Consider the following 13,218-nt stretch of genomic DNA (forward strand, 5'->3'; position numbering starts at 1 on the left):
GGCATATATTTTGCTTGTGTTGGATAAATAATGAATATCGATATGAAAACAGTGCTACGGAACTTCTTGAGCGTACTTCGCCGTTTTAAAACGGCCGCTTTGCTGAATGTATTAGGATTGAGTGTGGCCTATGTCGCCTTTATGATGATCATGATGCAGGTGAACTACGACCTGTCTTTTGATACCTTCCATCCGAATGCAAATTCTATCTTTCGCATAGATCCGAAAATGGGGGATAGCTTTGTCGCTGTCAACAGTCGTCCGTTTGCCCGTTTGTTTACGGAGTCGTCTCCACATATCAAAAGCGGTTGTATTCTATTTGGAATGAATGAAAACCGTTTCTTCTCCATTGAACATGACGGGCAAAAAACAGGATATAAGGAAGATATCCGGACCGTATCTTCCAGCATATTGGATGTGTTTACTTTCGATATGGTGGAAGGAAACAGCCAGGCATTAGAGGAACCGAACAGCGTCATCCTGCCCGAAAGCATGGCACATAAGCTCTTCGGCAATGGTTCTGCCATCGGAAAACAGCTTCTAACGGATAAGCAGGGAAAATCCCCATTACAGGTAAAAGGCGTATATAAGGATTTTCCGGAAAATACGTTACTGGCAAATGTAATCTATGCTGTGATTGATGAAAAGGTAGATTATAATGATAGGGGCGCTTGGAATTATGAGTTTTTTGTCCGTTTGGATAGTCCTGAAAATAAGAAGGATGTACTGGCTAATTTTGTGGAAAATTTCGATGCTAAAACCTATTTTGCAAATAGTATGGGATTGGATACACTGGTGTTGCAAATGACTTCATTGCCGGAAATACACTTTCTGAAAAATGTAGAGTACGACATGGTTCCGAAAGCCAACCGGCAGACTGTATTTATCCTATGTTCCATCGCCATCATTATTCTGATTATTGCAGGTATCAATTTTACTAATTTCAGTACGGCGTTGACACCGATGCGTATCAAAAGTATCAATACACAAAAGGTACTCGGAAGCTCAGATAAAGTCTTGCGTACCGGATTATTGGTAGAGGCGATTGGCACCAGTTTCATTGCCTATCTCATATCGCTTTGGGTGTTGATTATGATAGGACAGACACAAATTGCTTCATTGGTGGATGGCAACTGGTCTATAGGAACACATCCGTTCATTATTGGAGGAACAGCCCTGATTGCAGTTGCAGTTGGATTGCTTGCCGGTTTGTATCCTTCTTTTTATATCACATCTTTTCCTCCGGCATTGGTTCTGAAAGGGAGTTTCGGGCTTTCACTTTCCGGACGCCGTATGAGAAATGTGTTGGTGGGAATCCAGTACATCGCTTCATTTATTCTCATTATCAGTGCGTCATTTATGTTTTTGCAGAATTACTTTGTACAACATGCTCCTGTCGGATATGACAGGGACCAAATGATTGTTGCCGAGTTAAACACTACAATCAATGAGAACAGCAATGCTTTTGTAAATCAGTTGAAAACCTTTTCAGGGATAGAGGATGTTACCTTTTCACAGTTTGCCATATCGAGCCAGGACCAGTATACAAACTGGGCCCGCGATTATAAGGATAAGCAAATCCGTTTCGAATGTCTCCCCGTATCCTCTTCTTTTTTGGAGGTGATGGGTATTCAAGTACGGGAAGGACGCGGTTTCCGTCCGGAAGATGACCTGAAAGACAGTGGATGTTTCATATTCAATGAAAAAGCTCGTGCCGAATATGGGTTGGAACTGAATGAAAAGTTGGCTGACGGTGAAATAATTGGTTTTATCCCGGATATTAAATTTGCATCTTTGCGCCAGGAAGTTTCCCCTATGGCATTTTACCTATGCGGAAAAAATCAGTGGGAAAAAGCGTTTTGGGGATATAAGGGAGATGGCTTCTATTATAATATAGCATATATCAAGGTGAAAGCCGGAACCAATTTGCAGGCGGCAATGGAACATGTAAACGCTTCTTTGACAAAATTGGATTCTGAATATCCGTTTACTGTACGTTTTTATGATGAAATCCTGCAACAGACTTATGAAAAAGAAATGAAAATAAGTATGCTGATAACTTTATTCAGCCTTGTCGCCATATTTATTTCTATAGTAGGAGTATTCGGCCTGGTTGTATTCGAGAGCGAATACCGCCGGAAGGAGATTGCTATCCGTAAGGTACTGGGTTCCACTATCCGCGAAGTTTTGCTGATGTTTAACCGGGGATATCTGACTATACTTATGATTTGTTTTGTTTTAGGTGCTCCGGTGGCATGGTATGGGGTTTCACGTTGGTTGGAAAACTTTGCTTACCGTACTCCGATGTATTGGTGGGTATTTCCTCTTGCGTTTTTGATTGTAGGAATGATAACAGCCGCTACGGTAACGTATCAGAATTGGTGTGTGGCAAGTGAGAATCCGGTAGAAAATATAAAATCGGAGTAGCTTGAAGAAGGATATTGATCATATTATAGTACCGGGAGTGTAAAGAAAATTGACACTCTTGTCAAATAATTAGACACTGTTTGTAAGCTATGGTTTTTATATCGTGTTGATAAACAGTGTTTTTTATTGTTTGGCATATTTTTTGCTTTTGTTAAATAAATGATGAATCGATATGAAAACAGTCTTACGGAACTTCTTGAGTGTGCTCCGTCGCTTTAAAACAGCTTCGCTCCTGAATGTATTGGGATTGAGCATCGCTTATGTGGCTTTTATGATAATCATGATGCAGGTAAATTATGATTATACGTTTGATAGCAGTACACAGAATGCATCATCCATTTATCGTCTGGAATTTGTTCATGGTAAAGGTTCACAGGCTGTTGTCAGTCGTCCTTTTGCACGGGCATTTACTGAATCGTCACCACATATTGAAGCAGGAGCTATTACAGCTTCGTGGCAGCAGAATAACTTTTTCTTTGTAGAACGCGAAGGTTCAAAAGTCGGTTATAAGGAAGCCTGCTGGCCTGTCTTGCCGGAGCTGACGAAAGTTTTTCATTTTGACTTTATAGAAGGTTCCGAACAGGCATTGGAAGAGCCGAATGCCGTTCTTATTCCGGAAAGCATGGCAAAGAAACTTTTTGGGAATGAGCCGGCGATGAATAAACAGTTGCTTTCGTCCAATCTGCAAGAAGATGCGAAGATAGTGAAAGGTATCTATAAAGACTTTCCCCGCAATTCGTCTTTGCAGAATGTTATTTATTATGCAATTCCTCCGAAGGAAAATTATGATTCCTGGAATAATCAGAATTATTTCTTCTTTATCCGGTTGGATGATCCGTCTAACCTGGAAACCGTTATCGATAATTTCAAGAAGAACTTTGATGCCAAATCTGTATTTGGCGAAGACTTTGAATGGGATAAAGACGGTCAGGGGATACGATTGACTTCTTTATTGGATCTTCACTTCTCGAAGAATGTCGATTTTGATAATCTTCCGAAAGCCAGCTCTCAGACGCTAATGGTATTGATTTCCATAGCTTTTGTTATTTTGCTTATTGCTGGTATTAATTTTACGAATTTCAGTACGGCACTTACTCCGATGCGCATTAAAAGTATAAATACGCAAAAAGTGCTGGGGAGTTCGGACAGGATGTTGCGTGGTTCATTGCTGGCAGAAGCTGTCGGAATAAGTATTGTCGCTTATCTGTTGGGGTTGGTTATACTGTCCTTGTTGAGTGAGGGGCCGGTTGCTTCGTTGGTGGATGCAGATATGTCGTTTTCCGTACAACGGAATATTCTTATAAGTACGGCCGGAGTGTCTATTCTTGTTGGGCTTCTGGCTGGAACGTATCCGGCATCTTATATAACATCTTTCCCACCGGCTCTGGTGCTGAAAGGAAGTTTCGGACTTTCTCCCAAAGGACGGCAGATGAGAAGTGTGTTGATTGGTGTCCAGTTTGTAGCCTCTTTCATTCTGATAATAGGTGCTCTTTTTATGTATTTGCAAAATTATTATATGCAAAACACCCCGTTGGGATATGATAAAGATGTGATAATAACCGTAGGATTGAATGGCAATATCAATAAGAGCCAGAAGGCTTTTGTCAATCAGGTGAAATCTTTTTCCGGTATCGAGGATGTAACTTTCTCCGAATCATTGTTATCCAGTGGCGACCATTATATGGGATGGGGGCGCGACTATAAAGATGAATCTGTTAATTTCCAATGTATACCCGTTTCCTCCACATTCCTGAAAGTAATGGGTATTGAAGTAACCGGCGGACGCGATTTCCGTGAAGAAGATGAATTGAAGGATACCGGTTCGTATATATTTAATGAAAAAGCGCACTCCCAATATGATTTGCAGTTGAACGACCGAATAGGGGATGGTGAGATTATTGGGTTTATGCCGGATGTGAAGTTTGCTTCCTTCCGTATGGAAGTGTCTCCCATGGCATTCTATGTATGGGGTAAATATTACTGGGGACGGGAAAATACAAATTACTTCAATGTTGCTTATATCAAGGTAAAAGGAAGTAGTAATATGCATGCCGCGATGGACCATATTCAGGAGTCTTTGCGGAAGTTCGATTCCGAATATCCTTTCAGTGTGCGTTTCTATGATGAAGTATTGCAACAGACGTATGACAAAGAGCTTAAAACAAGTTACCTGATTACTCTTTTCAGCCTTGTTGCCATATTTATTTCGATAGTGGGAGTTTTCGGATTAGTTGTATTTGAAAGTGAATACCGTAGAAAAGAGATAGCAGTACGTAAGATTTTAGGTTCTACCATTTCGGAAATCTTATATATGTTCAATAAATCTTATTTCCGTATTTTGGTTATCTGCTTTATATTGGCAGCTCCTGTAGGATGGTATGCGGTGAGCAAATGGCTGGAAAACTTTGCTTATCGGACGCCGATGTATTTTTGGGTCTATTTGTTGGCCTTTGTTGTGGTGGGTATTATAACCGTGCTGACCGTTACTTACCAGAACTGGCATGTGGCCAATGAGAATCCTGTCAATAATATAAAGAACGAATAATATAAATTAAAAGCATACAGTCATGATTAAGATTGAAGGTTTAAGTAAGTTTTTCCGTACGGAAGAAGTAGAAACAATCGCGTTGAATAATGTCTCTCTGGAAGTAAAAGATGGCGAATTTGTGGCTATCATGGGCCCTTCCGGTTGCGGAAAGTCTACCTTATTGAATATTTTAGGCTTGTTGGATAATCCGACCTCCGGTAATTATTATCTGGCGGATAAGGAAGTAGGACATTTAAAAGAAAAGGAACGTACCCAGGTACGTAAAGGGAATATCGGTTTCGTATTCCAGAGTTTCAACCTGATAGACGAATTGAATGTATTTGAAAACGTAGAATTGCCACTTACTTATCTGAAGGTGAAAGCAGCCGAGCGCAAACAGATGGTGAATGATATCCTGAAACGAATGAACATCAGCCATCGTGCCCAGCATTTTCCCCAGCAGTTATCCGGCGGTCAGCAACAGCGTGTGGCGATAGCCCGTGCTGTCGTATCGAATCCGAAGATTATCCTCGCCGATGAGCCTACGGGTAATTTGGATTCCAAGAATGGAGCTGAAGTAATGCAGTTGCTTACCGAGTTGAATAAGGAAGGGACTACTATCGTAATGGTAACCCACTCCAAACATGATGCCAGCTTTGCACACCGCGTTATCAATCTGTTTGACGGTAGTATCGTATCATCCGTAAATGAATTTATTTGATAATAGATATACCCTGTAACCGGTCAGGGATAATTCATGGAAGGCAGCTTAATAGGTTTAGGCTGCCTTTTTTATGAATCAAACTTCCGCTTCCTTCTTGCGGTAGGCAGATGGGGATATTCCCATGATTTTAGTGAACATGCGGGAGAAGTAGGCCGGTTCTTCAAATCCTAACTTGATGGATATTTCGTTTAACTTTAAGGGAGTAAGCTCGATGTATTCGCATGCCTTCTGTATCTTCAGGCGGATAAAGTAACCCATGGGAGAAACACCTGTCTCTTTCTGGAAGAGCATGGAGAAATGGGAGGGCGAGTATTTGAAATAGGAAGCAAGCTGCCCTAAAGTCAGATTCTGCTGGATATTCTCGCGCATATAGTGGATTACCCGCGAAGAGAACGGATATTCCTTTTGGCTGGGAATCATAATATGCCGGAATTGTTCCAGATAGATAAATGAAGCAAGGAACATATACAGGCACATGGAGGAGTAAATCATATATTCCTTAATGTACCCCATAGAAAAACTGCTGTATATCTCTTCAAATAATTGCAACCGGTCTTGCAGCCGGGAATACTCGTTAGGCAGGATGGAAACGGGCATCGGGTGGGATGGAAGGAACTGCTCGCGCAACTTCCCCTGGAAATGTAACCAGTAGATTGTCCATGGATCTTCTTCATCAGCCCCGAATGAATAGGGGATGCCCGGCGGGATGATAATATATTGATGTTTTTCGACTGCATATTCTTTCCCTAAAATACGGTACCAACCTTTTCCTTCGGTACAATAGATAAGCATTGCATAATCGCAACCCTGATCTTTTTGAACAAAATGGTATTTGACCCGGGGGAAAAATCCAATCTTGCGTACATATAAATTACTGATTAACGGCTCCAGCCGATAACTTGCCAGCAAATCTTCCGGAAGGAAAATCAGCCGCTCACCTTTAAAGCCCTCTTTAATCTTTGCCATCTTCTAAAATCGTAAGATTGTATAAGTAAATCGGGACAAATGTACTATACCCTTCTGAAATATTGAAATATTTTTGCAAACAAAGAGTTGAATGTATATCATTCAATAAATCGAATGATACAGAAGGATAATTCGGATAGTTAAATCAGGACGAAATAAACAGAATGAGAAAAAGTAATTACGATAAGGCACCTGCTACATCAGTAGAGGGTATGCTTTGGAAAGGATGGGGTTCAATCCGGGAAAAGCTGGCAGAGGAACATGCAAAACGTACCGGTCGCCAGATATGGGTTGTTGAATGTTATCAGGGCGTTCACCATGAAGAGTTGATAAGTGAACTGAAGGCTCTTCAGCCTGATGGGTTTATTGATACGGAAGAACTTTTTAAAACGCAGGAAGAAATAGGTGCAATGACTTATCCCTTCCTTACAGACGACCGCCTGTTCGGATTCCGTGCTCCGTTTTTGTATAAGGATTTTTTAGATGCTGAAAAAGTGTCTGCCTGCCAAAAGAAGTTAGAGCAGACACAAGGATGGATTATTATATATGGACATGGAGCAGCAGAAATAGTCGCGAATCCGGATGTTCTATTGTACGCAGATATGGCCCGTTGGGAAATCCAGATGCGTTCGCGTAGGAAAGAAATTAATGGGCTGGGGGTAAACAATAAAGATGAGGCTCCTTCTTTCCATTATAAACGTGGTTACTTTATCGATTGGAATGTTTGTGATGCACTGAAGAAAAAGTTGTTGCCGAAAGTGGATTACTGGCTGGATACCCATCAGCCGGAGCATCCTAAAATGATTACCGGGGATACCTTGAAAGAGGGATTGGAGAAAACAGCCCATAGCCCTTTCCGTGTTGTTCCATTCTTCGATCCGGCTCCATGGGGCGGACAATGGATGAAAGAAGTTTGCGATTTGGATAAAAAGCAGGAGAACTTCGGTTGGTGTTTTGACTGTGTGCCGGAGGAAAACAGCCTTTACCTGAAAGTATCGGGTGAACTGTTTGAAATGCCTTCCAATAATCTGGTGTTTTATAAAACAAGAGAATTGTTAGGCGGTCCGGTTGAAGCACGGTTCGGGCAGGATTTTCCGATACGTTTCGATTTTCTGGATACCATGGGGGGCGGCAATTTGAGCCTGCAAGTGCATCCTACTACCCAATATATCCGTGATACGTTCGGTATTTATTATACGCAGGATGAAAGTTATTACCTGTTGGATGCGGAAGAAAATGCAACTGTCTATTTAGGACTGAAGACCGGAATCGATCCGGAAGAAATGATTGCTGCCCTAAATGAGTCGCAGGAAACCGGAAAAGCATTCGATACGGAAAAATATATCAATAAGTGGCCGGCCAAGCGTCATGACCATTATCTGATTCCGGCAGGAACGATTCACTGTTCAGGTGCGGGAGCCATGGTATTAGAGATTAGCGCCACTCCCAGTATCTTCACATTCAAACTATGGGACTGGGGACGTTTAGGGCTGGATGGCTTGCCTCGTCCGATTAATATCGGGCATGGTTCACACGTAATCCAATGGGAGCGCCAGACCGATTTTGTTCGCCATCACCTGATTAACCAAGTAGAAATGGTAGCAGAAGGCGATGGATGGCGTGAAGAACAAACAGGTTTGCATGAAAATGAATTTATCGAAACCCGCCGGCATTGGTTTACGGATATCGTTCCCCATGATACGGACGGAGGAGTAAATGTCCTGAATGTGATAAAAGGGGACGAACTGATTGTGGAAAGTCCTACGAATGCTTTTAAACCGTTTGTTGTTCATTATGCAGAAACGTTTATTGTTCCGGCATGTGTCGGTCAGTATACGATCCGTCCTTATGGTTCTTCCGTTGGCAAATATTGCGGTACGATCAAGGCATATGTGCGGTTCAGACAATAAATAATGAAGAAAGGGCATAATCTATGTATATAAATGACAGTCGTATAGTAATGACATTAGATGCAGGAGGTACGAATTTTGTATTTTCTGCTATCCAAGGAGGGAGAGAGATAGTAGCACCGGTGACTTTTCAGGCGAAAGCTTGTAATTTGGAGTTGTGTTTAGATAGTTTGGCAAATGGATTTAAAATAGTTCAGGAGCATTTGTCTGAGCCACCGGTTGCTATTAGCTTCGCTTTCCCCGGACCTGCCGATTATGAGGCAGGGATAATCGGGGATCTTCCTAACTTTCCCTGTTTCCGGGGAGGTGTGGCATTAGGCCCGTTCCTTGAAAATCTCTTTGGCATACCTGTTTTTATCAATAATGACGGGAACTTATTTGCTTACGGAGAAGCACTGGCTGGTGCACTGCCGGAATTGAATCATCGATTGGAAACGGCAGGGAGCAAGAAACGGTATAAAAATCTTTTAGGCGTTACTTTAGGCACAGGTTTTGGTGCCGGAGTTGTGATTAACGGTGAACTTTTATCCGGTGATAATGGTGCCGGGGGAGATGTCTGGTGCTTGCGGAATAGAAAATATCCGGATTACATTGTAGAAGAAAGTGTAAGTATCCGTGCCGTGAAACGGGTGTATGCAGAACAATCCGGAGACTTGTCCGATAGAACGCCCAAAGAAATATTCGATATCGCCGAAGGGCTTTGCCCGGGGAACAAAGAAGCTGCAATTGCTTCTTTTGCAGAAATGGGAGAACTGGCAGGAGAGGCGATAGCATCTGCAATTACTCTGATTGATGGTATCGTTGTTATAGGAGGCGGTTTATCGGGGGCATCCAAATATATTCTTCCGTCTTTGCTGGCTAATTTGAATAGTACAATCGGTATGATGGATGGAAGCCGGTTCGGACGTATACAAATGAAAGCGTTCAATCTGGATGATGAGGAAGAATTTGCCCGCTTTGCAAAAGGTGAAGCTTTGAAAATACCTGTTCCCGGATGTAATACTTTAGTGGATTATGATCCGATGAAACGAATAGGCGTGACTGTCAGTAAGCAAGGTGCAAGCCGTTCTATTGCAATGGGTGCCTATGTTTATGCATTGAATCATTTAAAATAAATAAAGAATATAAATACCATGATACATAAAATAACAGGAGGATTATTGTTTTCTCTTCTTTTGGGTATTACAGCCTGTTCTGTTTCGGAAAAGAATACCTCGCTTGAAGAATTAAGCCAGTATGTGGAGCCTCGTATCGGAACTGCACATTGCCGTTGGTTCCATTTTACTCCGGGCGCTATGCCTTTTGGTATGGCTAAACCGGCTCCTTCTACGAATGGGCATATTGGAAATAAGTCCGGTTGGGAAGCTACAGGATATGATTATCGGGATAATACAATAGAAGGTTTTCCTTGCCTGCATGAGTTTCAGATAGGTGGAATTGTATTGATGCCGACTTGTGGCACGCTGAAAACCGTTCCCGGAGCTGTAGGGGATACGGCCGGCACAGGCTACCGTTCCCGCTTTGACCGGAAGGATGAGATTGCAACGGCAGGGTATTACTCTGTTCTTCTAAAAGACTATTCAATTCGTGCGGAATTGACAGCTACGCCTCGTGTTGCTTTTCAACGATTTACATTTCCGGCAGGAAATGATAACCATATTCTTTTTGATATAGGAAACCGTCAGGGAGAAAGTGGTGCCGTAAAAGATGCCAGTGTGGAACTCAAACCGGATGGACGGATTGAAGGTTGGGTAATCACGGAACCGGAATATGTAAAGAAATATCAGAAGGGCGCAACGGTTCCTTTATATTTTTCTGCGGTACTGGATAAAGAACCTTCTGAATATGGTGTCTTTAATGGAGAAAATATACAGGCCGACCGAAAAGAAACTTCAGGAGTAGGTGCCGGTTTATATTTGACATTCCGGACGGAAAAAGAAGAAAGCGTAACAGCTAAGGTCGGTTTGTCTTATACTTCTGTGGAGAATGCGCGTTTGAATCTGGATGCAGAAGCGGAAACTCTATCTTTTGATGATGCTTTGGAACTTTCTCATAAAACTTGGGAAGAATATTTAGGGCGTATCCGGGTAGAAACTCAGGTGAAAGAAAATAAGGTGAAGTTTTATACCGGTTTATATCATGCGCTGTTAGGAAGAGGTCTTGCGAGTGATATAAATGGGGCTTATCCGCGCCATGACGGTACTGTCGGACAGATTCCTTTGCAGGATGGAAAACCGGTACATAATTTATATAATACGGATGCCGCCTGGGGAGCGCAATGGAATTTGTCACAACTCTGGGCATTGGCTTATCCTGAATACTATTCGGATTATGTAAGCAGCCATTTATTGGTTTATCAGGATGCCGGTTGGCTGGCGGACGGTATCGCTAATAGCCGGTATGTTTCGGGAGTCGGGACAAACTTGTTGAGCACAATTATTGCAGGAGCTTATCAATGTGGTATTCGGGATTTTGATATAAAGAAAGGATATGAGGCTTGCTTGAAAAATGAACTGGATGGGGAAAACCGTCCGTTAGGTGCCGGTAAAGTAGATACCCGTGAATTTGTAAAATACGGTTATGTTCCTCATTTGGAAAATGGCGACGGTCCTCATGAAGCATTTATGTTCTCTGCTTCCCATACGTTGGAATACTCTTATAGTGCCTGGGCGCTGGCTCAATGGGCTAAACAATTGGGGAAGACTGAAGATTATAACCGTTTGATGGATTTGTCGAAAGGTTGGGAACGGATTTATGATCCGTCCGTAAATTTCGTCCGTCCTAAAAAGAAAGACGGTTCGTTTATCGATAAGTTTGAACCGATGGAGGTCTGGAGAGGATTTCAGGAAGGTAATGCCTGGCAATATACATTTTATGTGCCCCATAATGTAAAAGGATTGGCAGGGAAAGTCGGAATCGATGTTTTCAACCAACGGTTGGATAGTATCTTTACCGTATCACGGAAGCTTATTTTTAGCGGAGGAAAGGAAGTTGGAGCTTTTGCCGGCTTGCAGACTTTGTATAACCATGGCAACCAGCCTTGTTTGCATATTTCATGGATGTTTAATGAAGCAGGGCGTCCGTCTTTGACACAGAAATGGGTGCGTGCCATACTGAATGAGTTTTATGGTATAGATGGCATTCATGGATATGGGTACGGACAAGATGAAGACCAGGGACAGCTTGGTGCCTGGTATGTTATAGCCTCTATGGGATTATTTGATATAAAGGGATTGACTGATGAACAACCTGGTTTTGCGTTAGGCAGTCCATTGTTTGACAAGATTACGGTTTCCTTGAATAACCGATACTATCAGGGAAAAGAATTTGTGATTGAAACAAAGAATAACAATCTGCAAAATGATTATATACAATCAATGAACCTGAATGGTAAAGTCTGGACAGATACCCATATTCCGTTTGATGAAATTATCAAGGGAGGACATTTGATAATGGAAATGGGCAGCCAGCCGAGAGATGTATATACAAATAACTAAATCTGCATTATGGAAGCTCAATTGAATCAATATACGAAATCCGGTTCCGCTATTTTCCCTATTTTATTCGGTTTTTTTATCATGGGGTTTGTAGATGTTGTGGGAATTGCTACAAACTATGTGAAAATGGATTTCGGCTTGTCAGATACGTTGGCAAACTTACTGCCTATGATGGTATTTCTTTGGTTTGCCTTATTCTCAATTCCGACCGGTATTTGGATGGGGCGGCATGGTCGGAGGAAAACTGTGGTAATTGCTTTTGCCATTACCGCAGTGGCCATGCTGATACCCCTGTTATTCTATGATTTCATTTGTATTTTGCTTGCCTTTGCATTACTTGGCATAGGCAATACAATTTTGCAAGTTTCTTTGAACCCGATGGTGGCTCAGGTGGTCAATCCGGGGAAAGTGACAAGTGTTCTGACGTTAGGACAATTTATTAAGGCGATTTCATCTTTTTTAGGTCCGATTATTGCAGGTGTAGCTTCTTCTTTCTGGGGAGATTGGAAACTGATCTTTATTGTCTATTCCTTGACCTCGTTATTATCCATTTTATGGTTGGTGATAGCTATCCCGAAAGACGAACGGAGGGAAGAGTCTGATGCCTCTTTTGCATCGACCTTGTCTTTATTTAAAGACACAAAAATATTGATGCTGTTTTTAGGTATTTTGTGTATTGTGGGTATAGATGTAGGATTGAATACGACTATCCCTAAATTGTTGATGGAAAAGGTGAATATACCGTTGCATGAAGCAGGGTTGGGGACAAGTCTGTATTTTGCTGCCCGTACAGGCGGTTCTTTTCTGGGGGCTATCTTATTGGCAAAGTTGCCGGCTCGCCCGTTCTTGCGGATAAGCATGTTGTTGGCGATTATCGCTTTTATAGGATTGCTAGTTTCGGATGTATTGTGGATGATGGGCGCAATGATTGTGGTTGTGGGGTTAGCTTGCTCAAATGTCTTTTCTATCCTGTTTTCATTTGCATTGGAGCATAAGCCGGAACAGTCTAACGAAGTTTCAGCCCTGATGATTATGGGGGTATCGGGGGGAGCGTTGATTACTCCCTGCATGGGAGGTCTTGCAGATGCTTTCGGTCAGGTTGCTGGTTTGCTACTCCTGTTAGTGTGCATGTTTTATATAGGTTTCATATCATTAAAAACACAATAA

General features: G+C 42.1%; 8 protein-coding genes. 7 read left to right on the forward strand and 1 reads right to left on the reverse strand.

What is annotated here, in order from left to right; all coding sequences use genetic code 11:
- The first annotated feature begins 42 nt into the window (after positions 1-42).
- The 3 genes from ACGE0T_RS06280 (at position 43) to ACGE0T_RS06290 (ending at position 5,675) form a co-directional block, all read left to right on the forward strand.
- Positions 43-2,427, forward strand: coding sequence for an ABC transporter permease (locus ACGE0T_RS06280; RefSeq protein ID WP_459189677.1), 2,385 nt, complete (start codon positions 43-45; stop codon positions 2,425-2,427).
- 172 nt (positions 2,428-2,599) lie between these two features.
- Positions 2,600-4,972, forward strand: coding sequence for an ABC transporter permease (locus ACGE0T_RS06285; RefSeq protein WP_459189678.1), 2,373 nt, complete (start codon positions 2,600-2,602; stop codon positions 4,970-4,972).
- A 22-nt stretch (positions 4,973-4,994) separates the two neighbouring features.
- Positions 4,995-5,675, forward strand: coding sequence for an ABC transporter ATP-binding protein (locus ACGE0T_RS06290; RefSeq protein WP_459189679.1), 681 nt, complete (start codon positions 4,995-4,997; stop codon positions 5,673-5,675).
- Positions 5,676-5,753: 78 nt separating this feature from the next.
- Here ACGE0T_RS06290 and ACGE0T_RS06295 read toward each other — a convergent pair whose 3' ends face one another.
- Entirely contained in the window at positions 5,754-6,644 is an 891-nt protein-coding gene (locus ACGE0T_RS06295) for an AraC family transcriptional regulator (protein WP_459189680.1), read from the reverse strand.
- Positions 6,645-6,808: 164 nt separating this feature from the next.
- Between ACGE0T_RS06295 and ACGE0T_RS06300 the strand changes: the two genes are divergently transcribed.
- The 4 genes from ACGE0T_RS06300 to ACGE0T_RS06315 are packed head-to-tail and all read left to right on the forward strand — an operon-like array spanning position 6,809 to position 13,218.
- The gene (locus ACGE0T_RS06300) at positions 6,809-8,554 is read left to right on the forward strand and encodes a class I mannose-6-phosphate isomerase (protein ID WP_459189681.1); all 1,746 of its coding nucleotides are present in this window, start codon (positions 6,809-6,811) and stop codon (positions 8,552-8,554) included.
- A 23-nt stretch (positions 8,555-8,577) separates the two neighbouring features.
- Positions 8,578-9,669 carry an ROK family protein gene (locus ACGE0T_RS06305; RefSeq protein WP_459189682.1) on the forward strand — a complete coding sequence of 364 codons (1,092 nt, stop codon included), beginning with the start codon at positions 8,578-8,580 and terminating at the stop codon, positions 9,667-9,669.
- Between the two features lie 18 nt (positions 9,670-9,687).
- On the forward strand, positions 9,688-12,051 hold the full coding sequence (locus ACGE0T_RS06310; RefSeq protein ID WP_459189683.1) for a GH92 family glycosyl hydrolase: 2,364 nt from the start codon (positions 9,688-9,690) through the stop codon (positions 12,049-12,051).
- 9 nt (positions 12,052-12,060) lie between these two features.
- Positions 12,061-13,218, forward strand: coding sequence for an MFS transporter (locus ACGE0T_RS06315; RefSeq protein ID WP_459189684.1), 1,158 nt, complete (start codon positions 12,061-12,063; stop codon positions 13,216-13,218).

This window comes from Parabacteroides sp. APC149_11_2_Y6 (assembly GCF_054506995.1).

What these genes read in the sequence shown, in the direction of transcription:
- ACGE0T_RS06300 (WP_459189681.1), top strand. Translation starts at nt 6,809, where the DNA reads ATGAGAAAAAGTAATTACGATAAGGCACCTGCTACATCAGTAGAGGGT.
- ACGE0T_RS06315 (WP_459189684.1), top strand. Translation starts at nt 12,061, where the DNA reads ATGGAAGCTCAATTGAATCAATATACGAAATCCGGTTCCGCTATTTTC.
- ACGE0T_RS06295 (WP_459189680.1), bottom strand. Translation starts at nt 6,644, where the DNA reads ATGGCAAAGATTAAAGAGGGCTTTAAAGGTGAGCGGCTGATTTTCCTT.
- ACGE0T_RS06305 (WP_459189682.1), top strand. Translation starts at nt 8,578, where the DNA reads ATGTATATAAATGACAGTCGTATAGTAATGACATTAGATGCAGGAGGT.
- ACGE0T_RS06280 (WP_459189677.1), top strand. Translation starts at nt 43, where the DNA reads ATGAAAACAGTGCTACGGAACTTCTTGAGCGTACTTCGCCGTTTTAAA.
- ACGE0T_RS06290 (WP_459189679.1), top strand. Translation starts at nt 4,995, where the DNA reads ATGATTAAGATTGAAGGTTTAAGTAAGTTTTTCCGTACGGAAGAAGTA.
- ACGE0T_RS06310 (WP_459189683.1), top strand. Translation starts at nt 9,688, where the DNA reads ATGATACATAAAATAACAGGAGGATTATTGTTTTCTCTTCTTTTGGGT.
- ACGE0T_RS06285 (WP_459189678.1), top strand. Translation starts at nt 2,600, where the DNA reads ATGAAAACAGTCTTACGGAACTTCTTGAGTGTGCTCCGTCGCTTTAAA.